21 protein-coding genes and 1 pseudogene are annotated in these 22,420 nt (G+C 71.9%); 10 read left to right on the top strand and 12 right to left on the bottom strand.

What is annotated here, in order from left to right:
- Positions 1-52: 52 nt before the first annotated feature.
- Together ACWEVN_RS26410 and ACWEVN_RS26405 are read right to left on the bottom strand one after the other, a co-directional pair.
- Entirely contained in the window at positions 53-208 is a 156-nt protein-coding gene (locus ACWEVN_RS26410) for a DUF397 domain-containing protein (protein WP_452053083.1), read from the bottom strand.
- 372 nt (positions 209-580) lie between these two features.
- Positions 581-2,089 (bottom strand): MDR family MFS transporter, encoded by a 1,509-nt coding sequence (locus tag ACWEVN_RS26405; protein ID WP_452053082.1) that lies wholly within the window; start codon positions 2,087-2,089, stop codon positions 581-583.
- Between the two features lie 121 nt (positions 2,090-2,210).
- On the opposite strand from ACWEVN_RS26405, the gene ACWEVN_RS26400 reads away from it, so the two are divergent.
- Positions 2,211-3,371: a DUF1015 family protein gene (locus ACWEVN_RS26400; RefSeq protein ID WP_452053077.1), complete on the top strand. Its 1,161-nt coding sequence runs from the start codon at positions 2,211-2,213 to the stop codon at positions 3,369-3,371.
- Here the strand turns inward: ACWEVN_RS26400 and ACWEVN_RS26395 are convergent.
- Positions 3,368-4,291: a squalene cyclase gene (locus ACWEVN_RS26395; RefSeq protein ID WP_449682856.1), complete on the bottom strand. Its 924-nt coding sequence runs from the start codon at positions 4,289-4,291 to the stop codon at positions 3,368-3,370. The genes ACWEVN_RS26400 and ACWEVN_RS26395 overlap by 4 nt on opposite strands.
- Complete coding sequence (locus tag ACWEVN_RS26390; RefSeq protein WP_452053076.1) at positions 4,291-4,797, bottom strand: DinB family protein; 507 nt, start codon at positions 4,795-4,797, stop codon at positions 4,291-4,293. The genes ACWEVN_RS26395 and ACWEVN_RS26390 overlap by 1 nt, the downstream gene beginning before the upstream one ends.
- A gap of 55 nt (positions 4,798-4,852) precedes the next feature.
- Here ACWEVN_RS26390 and ACWEVN_RS26385 point away from each other — a divergent pair, with 55 nt between their 5' ends.
- Together ACWEVN_RS26385 and ligD are read left to right on the top strand one after the other, a co-directional pair.
- Positions 4,853-5,932 (top strand): ATP-dependent DNA ligase, encoded by a 1,080-nt coding sequence (locus tag ACWEVN_RS26385; RefSeq protein WP_452053075.1) that lies wholly within the window; start codon positions 4,853-4,855, stop codon positions 5,930-5,932.
- Positions 5,929-6,933, top strand: coding sequence for a non-homologous end-joining DNA ligase (gene ligD, locus ACWEVN_RS26380; protein ID WP_449682859.1), 1,005 nt, complete (start codon positions 5,929-5,931; stop codon positions 6,931-6,933). The genes ACWEVN_RS26385 and ligD overlap by 4 nt, the downstream gene beginning before the upstream one ends.
- Here the strand turns inward: ligD and ACWEVN_RS26375 are convergent, their stop codons facing one another.
- Complete coding sequence (locus ACWEVN_RS26375) at positions 6,934-8,061, bottom strand: MFS transporter (RefSeq protein ID WP_452053074.1); 1,128 nt, start codon at positions 8,059-8,061, stop codon at positions 6,934-6,936.
- 90 nt (positions 8,062-8,151) lie between these two features.
- Between ACWEVN_RS26375 and ACWEVN_RS26370 the strand changes: the two genes are divergently transcribed.
- Positions 8,152-8,700 (top strand): TetR/AcrR family transcriptional regulator, encoded by a 549-nt coding sequence (locus ACWEVN_RS26370; RefSeq protein ID WP_449682861.1) that lies wholly within the window; start codon positions 8,152-8,154, stop codon positions 8,698-8,700.
- Here the strand turns inward: ACWEVN_RS26370 and ACWEVN_RS26365 are convergent.
- Complete coding sequence (locus ACWEVN_RS26365; RefSeq protein WP_449682862.1) at positions 8,697-8,951, bottom strand: hypothetical protein; 255 nt, start codon at positions 8,949-8,951, stop codon at positions 8,697-8,699. The genes ACWEVN_RS26370 and ACWEVN_RS26365 overlap by 4 nt on opposite strands.
- A 68-nt stretch (positions 8,952-9,019) precedes the next feature.
- Complete coding sequence (locus tag ACWEVN_RS26360) at positions 9,020-10,045, bottom strand: CobW family GTP-binding protein (protein WP_452053073.1); 1,026 nt, start codon at positions 10,043-10,045, stop codon at positions 9,020-9,022.
- Positions 10,046-10,498: 453 nt separating this feature from the next.
- Between ACWEVN_RS26360 and ACWEVN_RS26355 the strand changes: the two genes are divergently transcribed.
- From ACWEVN_RS26355 to ACWEVN_RS26345, 3 genes are all read left to right on the top strand, one after another.
- Complete coding sequence (locus ACWEVN_RS26355; RefSeq protein WP_452053072.1) at positions 10,499-11,632, top strand: nitric oxide synthase oxygenase; 1,134 nt, start codon at positions 10,499-10,501, stop codon at positions 11,630-11,632.
- A 91-nt stretch (positions 11,633-11,723) separates the two neighbouring features.
- A complete protein-coding gene (locus ACWEVN_RS26350; RefSeq protein WP_449682864.1) occupies positions 11,724-12,230 on the top strand; it encodes a flavodoxin domain-containing protein in 507 nt (168 codons plus the stop codon).
- Positions 12,231-12,309: 79 nt separating this feature from the next.
- Entirely contained in the window at positions 12,310-13,581 is a 1,272-nt protein-coding gene (locus ACWEVN_RS26345) for an MFS transporter (protein ID WP_449682865.1), read from the top strand.
- Positions 13,582-13,590: 9 nt separating this feature from the next.
- On the opposite strand, the gene ACWEVN_RS26340 is transcribed toward ACWEVN_RS26345, so the two are convergent.
- The 3 genes from ACWEVN_RS26340 to ACWEVN_RS26330 are packed head-to-tail and all read right to left on the bottom strand — an operon-like array spanning position 13,591 to position 17,606.
- Positions 13,591-15,714, bottom strand: a complete 2,124-nt coding sequence (locus ACWEVN_RS26340; protein ID WP_452053071.1) for a hypothetical protein — start codon at positions 15,712-15,714, stop codon at positions 13,591-13,593.
- A 23-nt stretch (positions 15,715-15,737) separates the two neighbouring features.
- Positions 15,738-16,397 (bottom strand): response regulator transcription factor, encoded by a 660-nt coding sequence (locus ACWEVN_RS26335; RefSeq protein ID WP_449682867.1) that lies wholly within the window; start codon positions 16,395-16,397, stop codon positions 15,738-15,740.
- Positions 16,398-16,406: 9 nt separating this feature from the next.
- The gene (locus ACWEVN_RS26330) at positions 16,407-17,606 is read right to left on the bottom strand and encodes a sensor histidine kinase (protein WP_452053070.1); all 1,200 of its coding nucleotides are present in this window, start codon (positions 17,604-17,606) and stop codon (positions 16,407-16,409) included.
- A 171-nt stretch (positions 17,607-17,777) separates the two neighbouring features.
- On the opposite strand from ACWEVN_RS26330, the gene ACWEVN_RS26325 reads away from it, so the two are divergent.
- A complete protein-coding gene (locus ACWEVN_RS26325) occupies positions 17,778-18,386 on the top strand; it encodes an MmpS family transport accessory protein (RefSeq protein WP_452053069.1) in 609 nt (202 codons plus the stop codon).
- An 89-nt stretch (positions 18,387-18,475) separates the two neighbouring features.
- Here the strand turns inward: ACWEVN_RS26325 and ACWEVN_RS26320 are convergent, their stop codons facing one another.
- Positions 18,476-19,969: a sialidase family protein gene (locus ACWEVN_RS26320; protein ID WP_452053068.1), complete on the bottom strand. Its 1,494-nt coding sequence runs from the start codon at positions 19,967-19,969 to the stop codon at positions 18,476-18,478.
- 113 nt (positions 19,970-20,082) lie between these two features.
- Positions 20,083-21,051 (bottom strand): YeiH family protein, encoded by a 969-nt coding sequence (locus tag ACWEVN_RS26315; RefSeq protein WP_452053067.1) that lies wholly within the window; start codon positions 21,049-21,051, stop codon positions 20,083-20,085.
- A 70-nt stretch (positions 21,052-21,121) separates the two neighbouring features.
- On the opposite strand from ACWEVN_RS26315, the gene ACWEVN_RS26310 reads away from it, so the two are divergent.
- Together ACWEVN_RS26310 and ACWEVN_RS26305 are read left to right on the top strand one after the other, a co-directional pair.
- Positions 21,122-22,021 (top strand): LysR family transcriptional regulator, encoded by a 900-nt coding sequence (locus tag ACWEVN_RS26310; protein WP_452053066.1) that lies wholly within the window; start codon positions 21,122-21,124, stop codon positions 22,019-22,021.
- Between the two features lie 84 nt (positions 22,022-22,105).
- Positions 22,106-22,420: pseudogene (locus ACWEVN_RS26305) on the top strand (PadR family transcriptional regulator); the annotation flags it as partial.

Below are 22,420 nucleotides of genomic sequence, written 5' to 3'. Positions count from 1 at the left end.
GGCAAAACCCCGGCGGACCTTGATCAGGTCCGCCGGGGTGGAGGGAAGGTCCTCAGAGGTGGCGCAGGAGCCCCTGCCAGGCTGCCGGGGGTATCGAGAGCCAGGCGCCGGGGTGCTTCGAGTCCCGGATGAGGACGTGTTCGCGGGTCCGAGCTACCTCGACGCATTTCTCCGGGTCGGTACCGGTGCTGCTGGCCGAACTCTTCACCCAGGTCAAGCCGGGGTCGATCTCGATCGAAGGCCCGTCCTGTTCGACCACGTGCGTCCCCTCGGTTTTCGACGGGCGCGTTCCGGCCGGCCGGGTACGGCATCGAGAGCCGGAACGTCGCGTAGGCGTCCGTTCAGGTTAACTGCGGAACGTGACGGTTCAACACCGCCGAGAGCAGGATAACGCACGTCCGGTTGCGCGGTTGACCCTTGATTCACGGTCAGATAAGAGACAATTCCTGGACATCCGCTTGCTCCGGATTTGCTTGGTGACAAAGGGATCAGCCGATCACGCGCGCTGCTGCACGTGCACCTGGAGTGCGCAAATGACCGTGCCGGCGAATCGCTTTCACTGCCGCCCGGAAAAATAGGGTCAGAACTCCAGTTGCTCGGTCTTCCGCGGCATCAGCAGCAACGCCCCCACCGACAGCACGGCCACGGCCAGCAGCCCCAGGAACACGTAATGCGTCGCATCGGCGAGCGCTCCGCGGACGAAGACGGCCGCCGGCGAATCGGCTTCGTGCCCGCCCAGCACCAGGCTCGTCGCGTCCACCGAAGGTGGCAGCGGCCCCACTCCCGGCGGCGGCGACGCGAACCGCGATGCCAGCGTCGCGTTCGCGATCGCCCCGAACACCGCCGCTCCGACCGCGCTGCCCAGTGAGCGGCTGAACAGGTTCGTCGCCGTCACCACGCCGCGGCGATCCCAGCCCACCACCGACTGGATCGCCACCAGTGTCGGGCTCGCCGCCAGCCCCAGCCCGATCCCGAGGACGAACGCCGCGAACGCCGCGGCCCACAGGGAAGAACCCGCGCCCAGCAGGGCCACCAGGACGCCGCCGGCGATGATGAACACGCTGCCGATCAACGCCGTGTCGCGGAAGCCGATGCGCAGGTAGATCTTGCCCGCCAGGGACGCCGAAATCGGCCAGCCCACCGTCAGCGCCGCCACCGCGAAGCCCGCCACCAGCGCCCCCGCGCCGAGCACCCCCTGCGCGTACGTCGGCAGGTACGACGTCAGTCCCATCAGGACCGCGCCCACCACCACCGCCACCAGGTTGCCGCCGACCAGGACCCGCCGGGTGAACACCCACAGCGGCAGCACCGGCTCCGCCGCGCGCTTCTCCACCAGCACGAATGTCACCAGGAGGACCACGCCCGCGACGAAGATCGCCACGCTCGGCACCGAACCCCACGCCCACGCGACGCCGCCCTCGAGCAGGCCGAGGATGATCAGGGAACAGCCGATGGTGAGCAGGCCCGCGCCGAGGTAGTCGACCTTGTGCGGCTTGCGCTCCACGCGCTCGGCGAAGCCGCGGAACAGCATCAGCGCCGCGATCGCGCCCAGGGGCAGGTTGATGAAGAAGATCCAGCGCCAGTCCAGGTACTCGGCGAACAGGCCGCCGAGCGTCGGGCCGACCACCGAAGCCGCGCCCCAGACGCTGGCCACGTAGCCCTGCACCCGGGCGCGTTCCTCCACCGTGTACAGGTCGCCGATGATCGTCATCGACATCGGCTGGATCGCGCCGGCGCCGATGCCCTGGACCGCGCGGGCGGCGATCAGCACCGGCATGCTCCACGCGGCGCCGCACAGCACCGAGCCGACCAGGAACGCCGCAATGCCGAAGAACATCACCGGACGGCGGCCGAGGACGTCGGCGAACTTGCCGTAGAGCGGCACCGTCACGGCCTGGGTGAGCAGGTAGATCGAGAACAGCCACGGGAACTGCGCGAACCCGCCGAGGTCGCGGACCACCGACGGGACGGCGGTCGCGATGATCGTGCTGTCCAGCGCGACCAGCGCCGTGCTGAGCATGACCGCGATCAGCACCGGGCCGCGTTCGGACCGGAAGCCGACTCCCGTGGTGGCGGCGGACGTCGTCATCGGCGGGGTGCTCCTCGGGACGGTCATGACCGGAGTCAACTGCTTTGCAGTCCTAAGCATTCCATCCCGGCGGTACCGGCCCCAGCGGATTTCCGGACGCCCGTGGCGGAAGATGGTCGGGATGAGCGACTGGATCCGGCCGATCGGGCGGGGCTGGGTGGTCCGCGACGCGGTCCCCGGCCCCGACGTCGACGAGTTCGCCGAGCCCGAGCGGGTGATCGCCGCGCTGGCCGCGCCCGGCGCCGCGGACAGCCTGCTGGCCGTGCAGCACCCGGCGCGCACGCCCGCCGCCCTGGCGCGCGGTCTCGACCTGGCGGCCGCCGTCCCGGTCGCCCGCGCCGTGCTCGAACGGCTGCGGAAGCGGTTCTACCGGCCGGTGCGGGACATCGTCGCGCCTTACCGGGTCGAAGGGCCGGACGGCGTGGCGCTCGGCCTGCTCTGCCTGGTCGACCCGGCGGCGGTCACCGACGACGGCGCCGCGCGCGTCCGCCACACCGAGGACGTCTACCCCGACGTCGTCGCCGAACGGGCCGCCGTGCTCGCCGGCCTGGGCTGCGCGACGAGCGCGGCGCTGCTCGTCCCGGCCGCCGGCGGCCCGGAGCTGACCGAGCAGGTCGAACAGGCCTGCGCCGGCCTCGGCCTGCCCGATCTGTCCACTTCGGACGCGGCCGGGCGGCGGCACGACCTCTGGGTGGTGCCGGACGGACCGCTGCAGAGCCGCCTGCTGGCCGCGGTGGCCGGCACGGACCTGCTGGTCGCGGACGGCAACCACCGCGTGGCCGCCGCGGCGGCGGCCGGCCACGGCGCGCTGCTCGCCCTGGTCACCGCGGGACCGGCGCTGCGGATCGGCGCGATCCACCGCGTCCTCACCGGCACCGGCCTCGGCCCGGAGGACCTGGTGACGCGCTGGTGCGCGGCCGGCCTGGACGTCCGCTACGACGAACACGCCGTGCCCGTCACCGGCGAGGTGGTCGTGCGCGCGGGCGGGGCCGTGCTGCGGGTGCCGCTCCCGGCCCCGGACGGCCCCTGGCCGGTGATCGACCACGAGCTCGTCGAACAGGTCCTGTTCGCCCGCGCGCTCGGCATCGACCCGGACGGGCCGTGCGTCCGCCCGCTCCCGGCGGGCCGCCCGCTGCCGCCGGACGCGGACGCGGTGGTGCTGCTGGCGCCGGTGGGGTACGCCGACGTCCTCGCCGTGCACGCGGCCGGCCGACGAATGCCGCGGAAGGCCACCTACTTCACGCCGAAGCCGCGCAGCGGGCTCGTCCTGGCGGAGCTTTAGCGGGCGTCCCACCAGTTCAGGACCCGGGTGGCGAACAGCGTCAGCCACTTCGACGGCTGCCCGGCCGGGACGTCCACGTCGAACCACACCCGGCCGGGATCCGTCCGCCGCTGCAGCCACGTCCCGTCCGGCTGCCGGGCCGCGCGGATCAGCTCGATCGCCTCGGCCAGCCGCGGGTCCGGGCGGCCGGCGTCGCGGAAGTAAGAAGCCGCGTTGAGGACGTCGTAGCGCCAGCGGAACGGGTAGCCGAACTCCGTGACCCACGGGCCGATCGGCTCACCCGTGGACAGGCGGCGGACCAGGCCGCGCTCCAGCAGGTATTCCTCGCCCGCGAGACGGGCCGCCCGGGAATCCGCGGTGCCGCCGGTCGCCGCCTCGTGGGCGAGCAGGCCCTTGAGCGCGTTGAGCGTCGAGTGGACCGACGAGCGCGTCGAGCCCTCGACCCACGCGCAGTTCCAGCCGCCGTCGGGGAGCCGGTGCTCGGCGAACCACCTCGCGATGCCTTCGACGTCCGCACCGAGCCACACCCCGTTGGCCAGCGTCCAGGCGTTGATGCAGCAGTCGACTTCGCCGTCCCAGTACGGCAGGTCGTCGTACTCCCAGCGGCAGTTCCGGGCCAGCCGCTCGGCCGTACCGCGCAGGACGGCGCCGTCGAGGCCCCATTCGCGCAGGGCGTTCAACGACCACGTCGTCGCCGTCCACGGCTGCGGTTCGTCGTCGGGGAAGCCCGCCGGGAAGAACGCCCCGCCCGCCCACTGGCCGTCGGCGTCCTGCAGTTCGAGGAGCCGCGCGCCGAAGCCTTCGACGGCGACCCGCGCCCGCGTCGCTTCCCAGACCGACGGCGGTTCGCCCGCCAGGTCGCGCTCCACCTGCCAGCGCAGGGCCGGGTCGGCGTCGCGCAACCAGGCGAGCAGGTCCACTACGCCCCCGTGACGCCGTCGATGGCCTCGCGCAGGAAGTCCGCGTGGCCGTTGTGCCGGGCGTACTCGTGGATCATGTGCAGCATCACCAGCCGCAGCGAGACGTCCTCGCCCCAGCGCGGCTGGTGGCCGGTGACGTCCAGGGACTCCGCCGCTTCTTCGATCTTGCGCGATTGCTCGACCTCGGCCTGCCACGCCTCGAAGGCTTCGGCGCGCGTCGAGGAACTCGCGTCGTAGGCGGCTTGGAAGTCCCCTTCGGCCGACCAGCGCAGCGGGAGGTCCTCGGCGTTGATCACCCGCCGGAACCAGGTGCGCTCGACCTCGGCCATGTGCCGGACCAGGCCGAGCAGCGACAACGTGGACGGCGGGCTCGACGCGCGGCGGAGGTCCTCGTCGGACAGTCCGGCGCACTTCATCGCGAGGGTGGCGCGGTGGAAGTCGAGGAAGGTGCGGAGCATCTCGCGCTCGCCCCCGGTCAGGGGCGGTGCGGGGCGTTCGAAGGTCACGCGGGAGTGTCTATCACGCCTTGAAATGTCGTACCCGTGTTTTAAGCTCGCGCTCGTGGACTTGCCCGTCATGCCGCCGGTGCGGCCGATGCTCGCGAAAGCGGTGCACGAGGTACCCCGTGCCCCGGGGCTGCTCTACGAGCCCAAGTGGGACGGTTTCCGCTGCGTCGTGTTCCGCGACGGCGACGAGATCGAGCTCGGCTCCCGCAACGACCGCCCGCTGACCCGCTACTTCCCGGAGCTGGTGGAGCTGCTGGCCGTCGCGCTGCCGCCCCGCTGCGTCGTCGACGGCGAGATCGTGGTGGTCACGCCGGCCGGGCTCGACTTCGAGACGTTGATGCTGCGGCTGCACCCGGCGGCTTCGCGCGTGCGCAAGCTCGCCGAGGAGACGCCGGCCAGCTTCATCGCCTTCGACCTGCTGGCCCTCGGCGACACCGACTTCACCGAGCAGCCCTTCCGCGAGCGGCGCAAACAGCTCGAGAGCATCTTGAGCAACGCCGCCGAAGGGCTGCAACGCGTCCACCTGACCCCGCTGAGCGAGGACCCGGCGCAGGCCGAAGACTGGTTCACCCGGTTCGAGGGCGCGGGCTTCGACGGCGTCGTGGCCAAGCCCGGCGACCTGCCGTACGAGCAGGACAAGCGCGTCATGCTGAAGGTCAAGCACGAGCGCACGGCCGACTGCGTCGTCACCGGGTTCCGCTGGCACAAGGACGGCGCCGGCGTCGGCTCGCTGCTGCTCGGCCTGTTCGACGACGATGGCGTCCTGCACCACGTCGGGGTGGCCAGCAGTTTCACCAAGGCCCGGCGGGCCGAGCTGGTCGAGGAACTGGCGCCGCTGCGGGAAAACGCGCTCGAAGGCCATCCGTGGCGCACCTGGGCCGAGGACGAACCGCAGCCCGGCCGCCAGCCGGGCGCGAACAGCCGGTGGGCGCCGCAGAAAGACCTCTCGTGGGAGCCGCTGCGGCCGGACTGGGTGGCCGAAGTCCGGTACGAGCACCTGCAGGGCGGCCGGTTCCGGCACGGCGGGCGGCTGGTCCGGTTCCGGCCCGATCGCACGCCGGAGTCCTGCACGTACGCCCAGCTCGACGAGGCACCGCCCGCCGAGCTCGCGAAGCTGTTCGGGGAGGCGCGATGAGCGGGGCGGTCCTGATCGACGCCGACGGCGTCGAGGTCAAGATCAGCAGTCCGGACAGGGTCTACTTCCCGGAGCGCGGCGAGACGAAGCTCGACCTCGTCGAGTACTACCGGGCGGTGTCCGGGCCGCTGCTGGCCCGGCTCGGCGGGCGCCCGCTGCTGCTGGAGCGCTACCCGGACGGCGCCGGCGGCAAGAACTGGTTCCAGAAACGCGTCCCCAAGGGCGCGCCGCCGTGGCTGACCACCACCGTCGTCTCGACCCCGAACGGCACGACCAGCGATGCGCTGGTGGCGAAGGACCTGGCCCACATCCTCTGGGCGGTGAACCTCGGCTGCCTCGGCTTCCACGTCTGGCCGTACCTCGCCGACACACCCGAGGTCACCGACGAGCTGCGCGTCGACCTCGACCCGTCGCCCGGCATCGGCTTCGACCAGCTGCGCGAAGCCGCGGTGCTGACCAGGGAATTCCTGGCCGAAAACGGCATCGAGGGGCACCTGAAGACGTCGGGCTCGCGCGGGTTGCACCTGTACGTGATGCTCGAGCCGCGCTGGGACAGCTTCCAGGTGCGGGCGGCCGCGGTCGCCCTGGCGCGGGCCCTCGAACGCCGGCACCCGGAGAAGATCACCGCGCAGTGGTGGAAGGAAGAACGCGGCACGCGCGTGTTCGTCGACTTCAACCAGAATGCCCCGCACAAGACGGTGTTCGGCACGTGGTGCGTGCGCCCGCGGGTCGGCGGCCAGGTGTCGACGCCGATCGGCTGGGACGAGCTGGACACCGTCGAGCCGGGCACGCTGACGCTGAGCACCGTGCCCGCCCGGCTGGCCGAGCGCGGCGATCCGTGGGCGGGCGCGGGGGAGCGGCCGCAGTCGATCGAGCCGCTGCTGGAGATGTCCGAGCGGGACATGGCGGCCGGGCTGATGGACGCGCCGTGGCCGCCGGTGTACCCGAAGATGCCCAACGAGCCGCCGCGGGTGGCGCCGAGCCGGGCGAAGAAGACGTGATCACGGCGGCCCGAGGCGCGGGTGGAGCTGGCTCCACGCGGTGAGCGCGACCAGCGCGGTCAGCCCGAACACGGCCCCGGATCCGAGGCTCGCGGCCGCCGCGCCGGCCAGCGGTGAGGCCACGGTCTGGCCGACGCCGAGCCCGGCGAACGACCACGTGATGCCCCGGGCGGGCCGGTCGGGGAACAGGCGGGCCGCCCAGAGGATGCAGAGCCCGGTCAGCGCCATGTAGGTGCCGCCGAACAGGGCGCTGGAAAGCAGGGCGAGGGGCACCCCCGGGTCGGACAGGGCGAGGAGGGCGAGGCCCGCGGCGGCGAGGGTCCACGTCACGACGTTGACCGTCCGCAGGCCCACGCGCCCGGCCGCCCGTCCCGCCAGGCCGCCGAGGAGCCCGGCCCCGCCGATCGTCGCCCAGCACCAGGTCGCGGCCACCGGGCTCAGCCCGGTTTCGGCGAGCCGGGAGGTGGAGAACGTCCAGTACGGCGCGCTCGTCACGCCGATGAGCGCCGAGTTGGCCACGAGCGGGACCATCCCGCGGACCGGCCCGGAGCCGGTGGGCACGCCGGGGGAGCGGGGCAACGTCCGCCGGGCGAGCAGCGTCACCGCCACGCCGAGCGCGGCGAACGCCGACCAGATCACCGGCCAGCCGAAGGCCAGCAGGGGAGTGAACGCCGACGCGGCCAGCCCCAGGCCGGTGCCGGTGTTGGCCCAGGTCTGCGCCCGGTCGCGGGTGCGCGTCCCGACCGTCTCGCCGATCAGCTGCGCGACGCCCGGTGACACTAGTCCCGCGCCGGCGCCCGCGACGGTGATCCCGGCGCCGAACACCACGACGTGCGGGGCCAGCGCCATGACCGCGAGCCCGGCCGTCGCCGACGTCGCGGCCAGCAGGACGGTCCCGCGTGCCGACCGCGAGGACGTTCTCGGCGCCAGCAGCAAGCCGAGGCCGTACCCCGCGGTCGAAAGGCCACCGAGGACACCGACGCCGACCGTGGTCAGTCCGAACGTTCCGCTGAACCGCGGCACGAAGGGGCCGTAGGCGTAGCGCGCGAACCCGTAGCAGAGGGCGATCACGACCGCGCCGACCGCGGCCGTGGAGGCCCAGCTGTCCGTCTTCGTCTCCGTCGCCATCTCCTCCACCAAACAGACAGGTCTGTCTGGTGTCAAGTGATGGTAGGATCACCGCAGCTAGATTGCTAGACCGAGCTGTTCGGAGGAACCGTGGCCCGAACCCGTCCCGGCGACGCGGGCGCGAAAGTGCTCGCGGCCGCGTCGGCGCTGTTCTACCGCGACGGCATCCACGCCGTGGGTGTCGACACGGTGGCCGCCGAAGCCGGGGTGACGAAGGCGGCCCTCTACGGCAACTTCGGGTCCAAGAGCCGGCTCGTCGTCGCGTACCTGCGGGAACGCGATCGGCGGTGGCAGGAGGAGATCGACCGGATCACCGCCGCGCACACCGATCCGCGCGAGCGGGTGCTGGCGGTGTTCGACGCCTACGAAGCCTGGCTTTCCCGCGACGGCTACCGCGGCTGCGCCTTCCTGAACGCGACCTCGGAATTCCCGGACCCCGCCGATCCGGTCCGCGAAGTGGTCCGCCACCACAAGACCGGGTTGCACAGCTACCTGCGGGCGCAGCTCCGGAGCGACGAAGGCGAGCTGGCCGACGAGCTGATGCTCCTGCTGGAAGGAGCCACGGTCACCGCGGTGGTCGCCCAGAGCTCGCGGCCGTTCGGCACCGCGAAGCGGCTCGCGCGGACGCTGATCGCCTAGACCGGCAGGTCGAGGGTGAGCTGACCGCGGTCCTCACCGACGCCGGACAGCGTCGCGACGCACGCCGGGCACGGCGTGAGCTCGGACGTGGTCAAGTCGACGGGTTTCCAGCTGCGGGACTCGCGCGCCCCGCACGCCGAGCGCCGGTAGCGGAGGTCGCCGGAGCGGGTCATCAGGTGGGCCAGGGGGACGTCTTCGGGCAGCACGCCGACCAGGTACCAGCGTGGTGCGCTCACCGCGGTGGTCGTCATGGCGGTCAGTGTCCGTCGCGGTGGCCGCGGCGGCGGCGCATTTGCCGATCTTCGGCGTGGCGGGACGCTCAGGCCTGGCCGGGCAGGTACCGCAGGATGTGCAGCAGGCCGCGTTCGTCCACGGTGTCCGGGTCGTCGGCCACGCAGCGGCCCAGGTCGGCGAGCACGGCGTCGGTGTCGATGCCCGCGCCGATCAGCACCAGCTCGGTCCGCCGCGGCTCGCCCGCCGGCCAGGCCGACCGCTCCAGCTGCACGAACCCGCCGACGGTGTGCAGGTGGAAGCGCGCTTGCGGGCCGGTCGGGCCGAAGTCGGCCTGGCCCTTCATCCGGTAGAGCCCGGCCGGGCGCCGCTCGAGGAACTCGACGAAGGCGCGCGGCGCGAGCGGCGTCTCGGCGGTGAAGGTGACGGTCTGGTACTCGGCGTGCAGGTGCCGGGAGTGGTCGTGATCGTCCTCGCGCAGGTCGTCGAACGACAGCTGGCCGGCGCGCTCGCCGCGGGGTTCGGGGTCGAAGAACAGCCGCGGGTCGACCCGGCCGTGCGCGGTGACCAGCAGCGGGCGGCCCGGGGCCAGTTCTTCGACGGTCGCGGCGAGTTTCGCGAGTGCTTCGGCGGGCACCCGGTCGGCCTTGTTCAGCACCACGAGGTCGGCCAGCCGCAGGTGGTCGGCGAGTTCGGGGTGGCGTTCGCGGGCGGCCTCGAACTCGGCGGCGTCGACGACCTCGGCCAGCCCGCCGTAGCGGATGTCCGGGTTCTCGCTGGCGATCATCAGCCGGATGAGGTCGCGGGGCTCGGCGATGCCGCTGGCTTCGACGACGATGACGTCGATGCCGGCTTCGGCGCCGGACAGCTTCGCGAGCATCGCGTCCAGCCCGCTCGCGTCGACCGCGCAGCACAGGCAGCCGTTGCCGAGGGAGACCATCGTGTCGACCTGGCCGGCGACCGCGAGCGCGTCGACGTTCACCTGGCCGAAGTCGTTGACCACGACGCCGACCCGGGCGCCCTCGCGGTTGGCGAGCAGGTGGTTGAGCAACGTCGTCTTGCCCGCGCCGAGGAACCCGGCGACCAGGACCACGGGGATGCGCCTGACGGTCACGAAAACTCTCCCTCCGCCGCCGATCACCGCGACTCTAACGCGGGCGCGCGTACCCGGGTGGCCGCCCCTGGTGAAGGCCGTTCGCCGATTGCCCACGAAAAGACGAACGCGGGTCGCCGATAAAGGATCACGCGGGTTTTGCGGCCGGGGGTGATCGATTGACCGGAAATGCGCTGCGCCATGTCCGAATAACGCTTGGTAGCAGTTATTTTTTCAGCCGGACCTCGTGTGCGCTGGAATGGGCGGGATCGCCGGGACGGCGTTCCCGAGTGGCGGAGCCCGTGCCGCGAAACGTGAGGTATCCTCCCCCGCCTGGCCGGAGTTCCCAGGGCAGTGGGACTTCCGGCCGGCAGTGTCGTCGGCGACCCTCGGAGGAACGGTGAACCTTTTCGTCGGGCTGCAGATCGCGATCTCGGAGAGTGGGGAACCGCGGTGACCGTTACACCCGAGCGGGTGACGGCCTCCTTGCCGCTCTACCCGCAGCGCGTCTCGGAGGAGCAGAGTGTCAATTCCGCGGAAGCGGAGGAATTCCTGGACCGGATGTTCGCCGAAGGCGCCGCGGAACCGGGCGAGCGGTTCGAGGACCGGCTGGCGCAGGTGCGCGCGGAAATCCTGGAAACCGGCACGTACCGGCACACGCCCGCCGAGCTGGCGTACGGCGCGCGGGTCGCGTGGCGCAACTCGGCGCGCTGCATCGGCCGGCTGTACTGGCGCAGCCTGCGGATCCGGGACCGCCGCCGGGTCACCGACCCCGCCGCGATCGCCGGCGAGTGCGTCGCGCACCTCCGCCAGGCGACCCGGGGCGGGCGGATCCGGCCGACGGTCACCGTCTTCGCGCCGGACACGCCGGGCGCACCGGGCCCGCGCATCCACAACGAGCAGCTGATCCGCTACGCCGGGTACCGCTTCGAAGACGGCTCGGTCCTCGGCGATCCGCGGTACGCCGAGTTCACCGAGCAGGTGCGAAGACTCGGCTGGCGGCCGCCGGAGCGAAGGGGTTCCTTCGACGTCCTGCCGCTGCTGATCGAGGCCGTGCCCGGCGAACCGCGGCTGTTCACGCTGCCGCCGGACGCCGTCCTGGAGGTCCCGCTGACCCACCCCGACCACCGCTGGTTCGCCGGGCTCGGGCTGCGCTGGCACGCCGTGCCGGCGATCAGCAACATGCCTCTGGAGATCGGCGGCGTCACCTACCCCGCGGCGCCGTTCAACGGCTGGTACCTCGGCACCGAGGTCGGGGCCCGCAACCTCGCCGACGAGCAGCGCTACGACCTGCTGCCGGTCATCGCGGAGCTGATGGGCCTGGACACCGCGTCCGAGCGCACGCTGTGGCGCGACCGCGCGCTGGTGGAGCTGACGCTGGCGGTGCAGCACTCCTTCGACGCGGCCGGCGTCACGATGGCCGACCACCACACCGAGTCGCACCGGTTCCTGTCGCACCTGGAACGCGAGGAGCGGGCCGGGCGCCGGTGCCCCGCGGAGTGGAGCTGGATCGTGCCACCGATTTCCGGCGGGCAGACCGCGGTTTTCCACCGCTACTACGACGAACCGGACCCGTCGGAGCGACCCGCGTTCCTGCCGCCGCCGTGAGAACCGCGGAGAGTAGCGTGGAAGCGCCCGTTCGGCGGATCGTGCGCGACCCACGGGGCACTCCGGTCCGCGAAGGCCGACAATGGACCGCATGACCGCAGTCCTCGTCGCCTACGCCGGGCGTCACGGCGGAACCCGGCAGATCGCCGAGGTCGTCGCCGCCGAGCTCGGCGCCGCGGGCCTGACCGTCGACGTGCGCGACGCCGCCGACGTCGCGGGCGTCGAGCACTACGCCGCGGTCATCGTCGGGAGCGCGCTGTACTACCACCGGTGGCGGCCGGAAGCCGTCCGGCTGCTGGAACGCAACGCCCGGGCGCTCGCCGAACGTCCGGTGTGGTTGTTCCACAGCGGACCGTGCGGCCCCGGCGCGGCCACGCACCAGGTCAGCCTGCCGGCGAACGTGGCCCTGCTGGCCGCGCGCATCGACGCGGAGCGCACGGCCACCTTCGGCGGCCGGCTGGACCCGGCGACCGTGCACGGGCTGATCCCGAAGCTGCTGGCTTCGGGCCGGCGCGCCGGCGACTTCCGCGACTGGGACCGGATCAAGGCCTGGGCCCGGGACGTCGGCCGCCGGGTCCGCACCCGCGTCTCGCTCTGATCCCCTTGCCCGCCCGGGGTGGTGGGTGCTAGACCGAACCCGAGGTCTTCCGGTGGGAAACCGACGGAACGGGGCGAACGTGACGGATCGGAAAGCGCTTACCGCGGACCAGCGCAACAGTTTCCTCGCCGCACTGCTCGGCTGGAGCATGGACTCGTTCGACTACTTCCTGGTCGTGTTCGTCCTGGCGGACATCGCGAAGGACAAGTCGTTCGGCGCGACGGCCACGCAGCTGGCGTTCATCACGACGGCGACGCTGGTGATGCGCCCGGTCGGCGCGCTCCTGTTCGGCCTGTGGGCCGACCGGGTGGGCCGCCGCATCCCGCTGATGGCCGACGTCGTGCTGTACTCGGTGGCCGGCCTGCTGTGCGCGTTCGCCCCGAACTACGCGGTGCTGCTGGTGCTGCGGTTCGTCTACGGCATCGGCATGGGCGGCGAGTGGGGCCTGGGCGCGGCGCTGGCGATGGAGAAGATCCCGGCCGAGCGCCGCGGCTTCTTCTCGGGGCTGCTGCAGGTCGGCTATTCGATCGGCTACCTGCTGGCGGCGCTGGCATACCTGCTCTTCCACTCCGCGCTGGGGCTGCAGTGGCGCTGGATCTTCGTGCTGAGCATCTTCCCGGCCCTGATCAGCCTGCTGATCCGCGCGCGCGTCCGCGAGTCGGAGGTGTGGGAGACCGCACGCGAGAAGCTGAAGGTGACGCGGACGTCGGTGAAGGACATCCTGCTGAACCCCAAGGTGATCCGCCGCTTCGGCTACCTGATCCTGCTGATGACGGCGTTCAACTGGATGAGCCACGGAACCCAGGACGTCTACCCGAGCTTCCTGAAGGCCCACGACAACGGCGGCGCGGGCTTGAGCGCGGCGGCGAGCACGTGGATAGCCGTGCTGTACAACATCGGAGCCATCATCGGCGGCCTGACATTCGGGACGCTGTCGGAGAAGCTGGGCCGCCGCCGCACCATCGTGGCGGCGGCGGTGCTGGGCCTCCCGGTGATCCCGATCTTCGCGGTCGACCACGGAGCCGGGATGCTGGCACTGGGCTCGTTCCTGATGCAGATCATGGTCCAGGGGGCGTGGGGAGTGATCCCGGCGCACCTGACGGAGATGTCCCCGGACGCCATCCGCGGCTTCTACCCGGGGGTGACGTACCAGCTGGGCAACCTCTTGGCGGCGTTGAACCTGCCGATCCAGCAGGCGATCGCGGAGTCCCACGGGTACCCGTCGGCTCTGGTGTGGACGGTGGTCCCGGGGCTGATCGCGGTGGCCGTGCTGACGGCGATCGGGAAGGAGGCGAAGGGGATCAAGTTCGGCGAGTCCGCGGTGGCGACGGCGCCGGCGGGCTCGAAGTGAACTCGGAGTTCACGGCTCCTCGTCGACGAAGGTGGCGAGCAGTTCGGCCGGCCCGACGCGTCGCCGTTCGATGGCGTATTGGTGCAGGGCGGGGATCAGCCCAGGCTTTTTGTGCTGGGCGAGGATCTCCGCGAAGGCCCGAAGGTCGTCGATGTTCCCAGCATCGATCGCTTCCCGTGCGAGTACGAGGAACTTGGCCAGGTAGTCCTCGCCCAGGAGTACCGCCGCGACCGTGGCTATCACCCGCTCCCGACCGGGTGTCAGCGGGTCTCTCAAGGCGTGCGCGATGCTCTCGAACATCCCGAGGCCGGCGAACCACTCGATGACCGTTTCGATACCCCCTTCGACTTCCCTTCGGGTGGCGTGCTCCAGAAGCGCCGGAATGTGCGAAGGATCGAGTTCTGTGGTCAGAAGGGTGACGAAGACGACTTCGCGCCGACCGGTTTCGATCGAACGGGTCACCAGGTCGAGGAGGACCTCAGGGCTGAGGTACCGCGACGCCGTCGTCAGCACGACGAGGAGTGCTTGGGTTTCGCCGCTGTCGATGGTGAAGGTGGCGAGATCGTGGAAAAGGTTCGGATCACCGCTGTCGGCCAAGGAGGTGGTCAGGGAGAGAAGGGCGCGTGCATCGCCGGTTTCCACTGCGTGTTTCGCGAGTTCGACGACGTCGTCGAACTGGTTGTTGAAGGAGAACCCCATCGTGACCCGAAGCGTGGCAGCCGGGTCGTCGGACCGTGCTGCCGCGCGGAACATGTTCTTGACCTCGGAGAACCGCCCCATTTTGCCGATCGTGACCGCGAGCAGTCCCTCCGCCAGGATGTCTCCGGCCTGAAAGGCGCGTCTGAAGGACTTTTCGGCCACGTCGAAGCGGCCGGCCCGATAGGCGCCGGCGCCCAGCTCGGCGATATTCCGGTCCGTGCTGAGGGAAAACAGCGTTTCCCAGGTCCGGTCCGGAATCGGCGAGTCACCAAGCGGGCTGTCGCCCTCCTGCGCCTGGTCCACCAGGTAGTCCGAAACGAGAAATGCCCCGTCGGTCCGAGGCTGCAGGCACGAACTGGCGCCCAATACCGGCCGAGCCGCCCAGTCGAGGCCTTCGTGGACCGGCGGGAGATCGGGGCGGTCGCACCACGGCGGGGAGAGGTAGCCGTGGTACAACTCCGCGAGGGTGGCGCTCGGAACGGCTTCGACGTACCCCGCCCGCCGGCAGTCGACAGCTGCGCTGATCAATGCCTGCCCGACGTAGAACAACGGACTGTCGCCGATCGACCAACGCTGCAGCATGGGCGTTCCCGCCGCAAGGTATTCGGCGAACCCCTCGGCCGCCTCGAGCGCCCGGCCGATGCGCGGATCACCCTCCTGCAGTCGCCTTGCCTGTTCTTGCTCGGTGTCGGTCAGCCGCTGGTCGATGGTGAGCAGGTGGCTCGGCGGGATGCTCGCGATCAGGTCCGCCGCCGCTCTGTTGATGACGCCATCGGCGGTGCGGTAGCCGGCGAGCTCGTGGTCGCGAATGGTCGCGACCACGCACACCGGCGAGCCCGCGGGAGCGAGCCGCTGCAGCAGGCCCACGTCGAGGCCGCCGGGCACAAGGAACCGTTCGAGGTCGTCGAGCCACACAACGGTGTCGGTGAGCTCCTGCCCGGACTCGACGATCTCCCGCAGCGCCGGGCCGTCGACCGGGATGAGCAGCTGATGAGACGGACGCAGGCGCCGCACGGCCTCGGCCGCTGTGCGGCTCTTGCCCGCGGCGGCGCGGCCGTGCAGCAGCACCAAGCCGCCGCTCGCGATCGCCCACTCCAGGTCCTCGTCCCGGTCTCGGGGCACGTACCGGGGAAGGTCCCGGTCGTCGGACGTGTCCACCGCCCGCTTGACCCGTAACGCCAGCAACGACACGTCGGTGACGCGAGGCACCCGGTCGCCGGCGAGGTGCAGAGCCCGGCCCACGAAGACGCTGGGCGGGACCGCAGGCTCTCGGCGTTTCCGAAGCTCGACCACGGCGAAACCAACGCCCGCGAGCGCGGCGACCCAGCTCAGTGCTTCAAGCACGTTGCGAAAAGCGCCCCCGTCCGCGACCAGCCAGCTCAGCCAGCCCGACCACAGTGCCACGAGAAGCAGGACCGGCACGACGACGGCCAAGGCACGGCGAACCCAGCGGGAACTCACGGCGTCACAAGCGCCGCTTCGTAGGCGAAAATCGTCAGCTGCACCCGGTTCGACACGTCCAGCTTCGCGAACGCCCGCGTGATGTGCGTCTTCACCGTCGCCTCGCTGAGAAACAGCTCCGCCGCGATCCGAGCGTTCGGCTTTCCCTGCGCCACCGCCGTCACGATCTCGCGTTCCCGCTCGCTCAGCCGCTCCAGCTTCGCCTGGGCCCGCGACCGCCGCGGGTTCGCCCGCGTGGCCACGAACTCGCCGATCAGCTGCTTCGTCATCCGGGGAGACAACATCGCGTCGCCGTTGGCCACCACCCGGACGCCCTCGATGATCTCCTGCGGTGAGCCCTCCTTCAGCAAGAACCCGCTCGCGCCCGCCGCCAGGGCCTCGAACACGTACTCGTCGAGGTTGAACGTCGTCAGGATCAGGACCTTCGGCGGCTTCGGCTGGGCCAGGACCGCCGCCGTTGCCACCAGGCCGTTCATCCGGCGCATGCGGATGTCCATGATCACCACGTCCGGCGCGTGCCGGGCCACCTGCTGGACCGCTTCGTCGCCGTCGCCGGCCTCTGCGACCACCTGCAGGTCGGGGGTGCTGCCCAGGATCATGGACAGTCCGGTGCGGACCAGCGGGTCGTCGTCGACGAGCAGTACGCGCACACTCACCCGCCCATGCTAGGGCGCCGGTGCCGCCCACGGCAGCCAGGCCCGCAGCGCGAACGTCCGCTCGTCGAACGGGCCCGCCGACAACGCCCCGCCGAGCAGGGAAATGCGCTCGTTGACGCCGGTCAGCCCGGTGCCCGACCCCGGTGACGGCACCGGGTGCGGCGGCAGCGGGTTGAACACCTCGACCGACAGCCCCGGGCCCGGGCCGCCGCGGACCAGCACCTCCGCCGGCGCCCCCGGTGCGTGGCGCAGCACGTTGGTCAAGGCTTCCTGGAGGATGCGGTACGCCGCCGTGCCGAGCGGGGCCGGGGCCGTCGACGCCTGGTCGAGCAGGATCGTCACGTTCACCGCCAGACCGGCTTGACGGGCGCCCGTGACCAGGTCGGGGATGTCGGCCAGCGTCGGCTGGGGCGGCTCCGCGGGCCCGCCGGGCGCCCGGTCGGCGAAACCCGAGCCGCGCAGCACGCCGATCACCTGGCGCAGGTCGTCGAGCGACTGCCGGGCCGTCGTCCGCACGGTCTTGGCCGCCTCCACCGCGTCCGGCGTCGTGGCCGCGGTGACCTCCAGCGCGCCCGCCTGCAGCGAAAGCAGGGACAGCCGGTGCCCGAGGACGTCGTGCATCTCGCGGGCGATCCGCGCCTGCTCCTCCCGGCGGGCCACCTGGTCGCGCAGGGCCGCCTCTTCGGCGGCGAGGCGCCGCTTCTCGGTGAAGCTGTAGCGGACGATCCCCAGCGTGAGCGGGATCGCTGTGTAGACGGCCGCGGTGACGGCGACGCCGATCAGCTTGGCGCCGATCGTCTCGGTCGAGATCCACGTCTCGGCCAGCGACGACTCCACGGGCCGGCTCGCGTCGCGCCACACCGCGAGCCCGGTGGCGGCGAACACGAGCGTCGCCGCGCTCCAGCGCCACCAGCCGGTGAAGCGGGTCGCGAGCGCGGCCAGCGCGATCAACGCCGCCAGCGAGTCCGCCGCCAGCAGCAACGGCGGCGCCACCGCGATGCCCGTCACGACCAGGGGCCAGTGCCACCGCCACACCAGCATGATCGACGCGCCGACCCCGAAGAACCAGCCGAGCACCGCCGCGACCGTCACGTGCAGAGCGTCGGTACCGGGCAGGCTGATCTCCAGCGACACGTTCACGATGCCCGTCACCAGGCTCGCGGCGACTGCCAGCACGGTGCACACCACGCCCAGCACGGACCGTCCCATGGGGATCAGCCTACGAGGTGACCACCCCGTCCCCATCAGCCGTTCCGCTCGTTGGCCTCGCGGCCGGTGACGACTTTCGTCGTACGCGGTCGAGGCCTGCGGACGACGCGGGCGGGGCCGCGCCGCTGGTTTCCTTCTCGCCGTCAAGCGCCAGGTGAAAGGAAAACCCCGATGACCGACCACACCCCGCTCCAGCAGCACCCGGCCCCACCGGCGGCCCCGCCGCGCAACGGCCTGGGCACGGCCGGGTTCGTCCTCGGCCTGATCGGGCTCGTGTTCGCCCCGATCCCGATCGTCGGGGTGATCGCCTGGCCCCTCGCCGTGCTCGGCCTGATCCTGGCCGCGGTCGGCGTGGCCAGAGTCCGCTCCGGGAAGGCGACCAACAAGGGCCTCTCGATCGCCGGCGTGATCCTGTCGCTGCTCGCCCTGGTCGTGAGCATCCTGTGGCTGGTGGTGATCGGCAAGGTCGTCAACGACGTGAACGAGCAGGCCACCGCCCACCACACCATCGTCTACCAGGTCAGCGGGGACGCGAAGGTCGTCGACATCGACTACAGCACCTTCGACCGCAACACGATCCTGATCAACACCGAAGCCGGCGCCGCGGTGCCGTGGACCAAGACCGTGGAAGCCACCGGGTTCCTGGCCGGTGCCCAGTTCACCGCGACCGCCGGCCCGGACGGCGGCTCGGTCACCTGCAAGGTGATCGTCGACGGCAAGGAAGCCAAGACGGCGACCGCGGCCGGCGCCGGGGCCAGCGCGAGCTGCACCGGCTTCTGAACCGCCCGTGCCACCCGGGCGAGGGGGCCGGGGCGGCACGGGGGAGAGGGGTGGGACCCGGCCAGGGGGCGGGTCCCACCCTCCGCGGTTCAGCTGCAGTGCTCGAACTCGCTGTCGTAGGCCTGGCCGCCGGCCGAGCCGCCCCACTTCACGCACTTGTCCGCCGCCGCGGCCTTCACCGGGCCGGCGAACCAGGAGAACGAACCCGAGTCGGTCTGCCGTGCCGAACCCTTCACCTCCAGGTAGGCCGAGGTCGCGGTGGCCGTGCCGGCGGAGGCGTTCTTCATCGTGCTGACGCAGTTCTGGCCGTTGGCCGCGTTGTACGACAGGTACACCGTGCCGGCCGCGCCGCCGGTGCCCAGCGGCGCCGAGTCGATGACGCTGTAGCCGCCACCGCACGCCGGGGCGCCGAGCGCGTCATCGGTGACCGTGGCGAAGCGGATCGCGTCGTACGGGTGCGCTGTGGGGCCCACTTCGAACAGCACCCCGGCCGACGACTGCGACAGCGGCACCATGTCCGAGTACGCCGCGCCGCCGCCCCACACGAGCAGGCTGCCGGCGTTGCCGGTCCAGTTGGCGCCCTCGTCGAACGACGAGTGCACCCGCAGCTGCTCGCGCTCGCCGCACACGGACGGTGCGGCGAACAGGAGCCGGTTGTACTTGCCGCCGGTGTCGGTGGCGCTCATCCGGGCCGTCGAGCCCTCGACCGTCGGCGCGACGAGGTCGGTGGCGAAGTCGAACTTCGAGCTGAACGTCGCGCCGCCGTCCGAGCTGATCGCGAACGCGCGGTTGTGGGTGCCGTCCGCGAGGCACTTGTTGCCGTCGTTCGCCTGGTTGCGCGCGGCGGCGTAGATCCGGCCGTCCCGGAGCTCGGTGACGCTGATCTCCTGCGGGTTGATCGCACTCGTCGCCGGCTTGTCGGTGGCGCCGAGGTGCCACGTGCTGCCCTGGTCGTCGCTGTAGACCAGCGCGCCGATGTTCGAGTAGCTCATCCCGGCGACGAGCCGGCCCTTGTGCGCACCGCGCGTCAGCACGATCCCGTGGGAGGGCCCGGTGGCCAGCCAGCCCGGCGCCGTCGAGAAGCCGAGTTCGGTGGTCAGCGTCTTCGGGGCACCCCACGTCTTCCCGTTGTCCTCGCTGATGGACACGCGCGGGATCCGGCCGCAGTCGGGGTTGGTGTAGCACTGCATGGTCGACAGCAGCACGATCCGGTTGCTGCCGGGGATGACGATCGGCGCGGGGTTGCCCTTCGTGTCCCCGAACGCGGTGATGACGGTGTTCAGCGCGCCCCACGTCTTGCCACCGTCGGTGGAACGCTTCAGCACGAGATCGATCTTGCCCAGGTCGGCGCAGGCGTGGGCGCCGCCGTTGCGGCCCTCGGCGAAGGCGAGCAGGTCGCCGTTGTTCGCCTTGACGACGGTGGGGATGCGGTAACAGTCGTGGCCCTCGGTGTTCTTGGTGAACACCGGCGTGCTGGCCACATCGGCCTGGGCGGTGGCGGCGCCGACGGCCGCCGGGACGGCCAGGGCGGCACACCCCAGCAGCCCGGCGAGCAGCCCTTGGGCGAGTCGGGTGATCTTCACGGTTCGAGCTCCCTACGGAATCGTTCTTCGTCTCGCCGGCAGCGTCGACACGATCCGTACAAGAGCCGTACAACCTCGCGTATAACGAACTATACGTGACGCGCAGGGAAAATTCAGGTGAACACGGCCAGAGTCCCGAAGCCGGTCGCCAACACCAGCAGCGTGGACAGGAGACCCAGGAGCAAGGCCCGGCCGCCGCCGCGCAGCAGCGTGCCGAGCCGGACGGCGCAGCCGAGCCCGAAGAGCGCGCCCGCGAGCAGGAGTGTCGACGCGGTCTTCGCGACGTCGAGCACGAATCCGGGGACCACACCGGTGCTCCGGACGGCGACCATCGCGAGGAAGCCGAGGACGAACAGCGGCACGAGCGGGGCGTGCGTGTCGCGGCGGCCGCGTTCGGCGGCGCCGACGAGCGCGACCACCGGGGCGAGCAGGACCACACGGCTGAGCTTCACCACGACGGCGATCCCGACGGCGGCGGCGCCCGCGGGCCCGGCCGCCGCGACCACCTGGGCGACCTCGTGCACCGAAATCCCGGCCCAGCTGCCGGTCCGGGCGGCGTCGAGACCGAGCGCGTGGGCGAGCAGGGGGAGTGCGGCCAGGGCGAAGCTGCCGTAGCAGGTGACGAGCGCGACGGCGGTGGCGACGTCTTCGTCGTCGCGCTCGACCACGCCTTCCATCGCGGCGATCGCCGAAGCGCCGCAGATCGAGAAGCCGGTGGCCACCAGCAGGGCGAGTCCACGGGGCACCCGGATCAGCCGGCCGAGGCCGAGCGTGCCGAGGAAGGTGACCGCGACCGTCAGCACGACCGCGGCGAGCGTGCCGGGGCCGAGCGCGAGCACGGTGGGGACGGCGAGCTGGAGCCCGAGCAGGACGACGCCGGCGCGCAACAGGCGTTTCGTGACCTGGGCGACGGCCCGGCGGTGCTCGTCGGTCAGGACGGGGGTGCTGCCGACGGCGACGCCGAGCACGACGGCGACGGTGAGCGCGCCGGCGACCGGCCACAGGGAACTGAGCGCGTACGCCGCGGTGACGCCGAGCCCGGTGATCGCCACTCCGGAGGTTTTCGCCGCTGTCAGTGCCATGCTTCCAGCGTCGCCGGTGCCGGGCGCGCGCGGTAGCCGGTGGTCGGTGCTGAGGTCATAGACTGAAGCTATGACCGAACCGGATCTGGACTCGCTGCGCCTGCTGGTGCTCGTCGACGACCTCGGCAGCATCGGCCAGGCGGCGGGCGCGCTCGGCATCGCCCAGCCGTCGGCGAGCAAACGGCTGTCCACTTTGGAGCGCCAGCTGGGACTGTCCCTGGTGGACCGAACCCGCCGCGGCTCGGCCCTGACCCCGGACGGCCGGGTGATCGCGGGCTGGGCCCACCGCGTCCTGACCGAAGTGGACGGTCTGCGCACCGGCGCGGAAGCACTGCGCACCCAGCGCGGCGCGCAGCTGCGGGTCGCGGCGAGCATGACGCTCGCCGAGCACTTCGTGCCCGCCTGGATCGGCGAGGTCAAGCGGACCGGGCCGGACACCTACGTCGGGCTCGAGGTGGTCAACTCCGAGCAGGTCGCCGACCTCGTCGCGCGCGGCCGGGTGGACCTGGGGTTCGTCGAGTCGCCGGGACCGTGGCCGGGCCTGGCGACCCGCCGCGTCGCCACGGACCGGCTCGTGGTGGTGGTGCCGGCCGGGCACGCGTGGGCCCGGCGCCGCCGTCCGCTGACGGCGGGCGAGCTGGCCGCGACACCGCTGGTGGTCCGTGAGCCGGGGTCGGGAACGCGCGAGACGGTCGAGGCGGCACTGCGCCGGGCGGGGGCGGGGCCGGTGACGCCGTTGCTGGAGCTGGGTTCGGCATCGGCGGTGCGCAATGCGGTGATCGCGGGCGCGGGCCCGGCGGTGATCAGCGACCTCGACGTGGTGCGCGAGGTGGCCGGCCGTCGGCTGGTGCCGGTGGCGGTGGAGGGCATCTCGCTGGGCCGGGTGTTGCGAGCGGTGTGGCCGGCGGGCCGGCGCCTGACCGGCCCGGCGGCCGACCTGCTGACGCTGGCGGTGAAGTCGGGTTCTTGAGGCCTCGGGCGATCGAGGCCTGCTTGCCGTCGATCGAGCGGCGATATATCGTGTGAATGTCGCCGATACGATATGGAGGTCGTCATGGAGATGAGTGCAGGCGCGGACCGGATCTTCGCCGGGTTCGGGAGGCACGGGGGACACCACGGACCGGGCCACGCCGGGTTCGGCCGCGATGAGGCCGGGTTCGGACGCCCGGGGCACGGGATGCCCGGTCACTTCGGCCCGGAACACGGCGTGCCCGGGCACGAGGACTGGGACGGCGGCCCGGAGCTGGCGCGCGGCTTCCCGCCGCCCCCACCGCACCCGCCCCAGCCTCCGGGTTTTCCCGGCTTCCCGGGCGGCCCGGGCTCGTTCGGCGGCCCGGGCGGCTGGTTCGGCGGTGGCGGCCCGTTCCAG

It is taken from the genome of Amycolatopsis sp. NPDC003861, from assembly GCF_053605405.1.
This window is presented reverse-complemented; position numbering and strand designations above follow the sequence as displayed.

Bases quoted from the DNA above. Each gene is read 5' to 3' on its own strand.
- ACWEVN_RS26405 (WP_452053082.1), bottom strand. From the start codon at position 2,089: ATGACGACGTCCGCCGCCACCACGGGAGTCGGCTTCCGGTCCGAACGC.
- ACWEVN_RS26400 (WP_452053077.1), top strand. From the start codon at position 2,211: ATGAGCGACTGGATCCGGCCGATCGGGCGGGGCTGGGTGGTCCGCGAC.
- ligD (WP_449682859.1), top strand. From the start codon at position 5,929: ATGAGCGGGGCGGTCCTGATCGACGCCGACGGCGTCGAGGTCAAGATC.
- ACWEVN_RS26375 (WP_452053074.1), bottom strand. From the start codon at position 8,061: ATGGCGACGGAGACGAAGACGGACAGCTGGGCCTCCACGGCCGCGGTC.
- ACWEVN_RS26365 (WP_449682862.1), bottom strand. From the start codon at position 8,951: ATGACGACCACCGCGGTGAGCGCACCACGCTGGTACCTGGTCGGCGTG.
- ACWEVN_RS26350 (WP_449682864.1), top strand. From the start codon at position 11,724: ATGACCGCAGTCCTCGTCGCCTACGCCGGGCGTCACGGCGGAACCCGG.
- ACWEVN_RS26330 (WP_452053070.1), bottom strand. From the start codon at position 17,606: ATGGGACGGTCCGTGCTGGGCGTGGTGTGCACCGTGCTGGCAGTCGCC.
- ACWEVN_RS26325 (WP_452053069.1), top strand. From the start codon at position 17,778: ATGACCGACCACACCCCGCTCCAGCAGCACCCGGCCCCACCGGCGGCC.
- ACWEVN_RS26315 (WP_452053067.1), bottom strand. From the start codon at position 21,051: ATGGCACTGACAGCGGCGAAAACCTCCGGAGTGGCGATCACCGGGCTC.
- ACWEVN_RS26310 (WP_452053066.1), top strand. From the start codon at position 21,122: ATGACCGAACCGGATCTGGACTCGCTGCGCCTGCTGGTGCTCGTCGAC.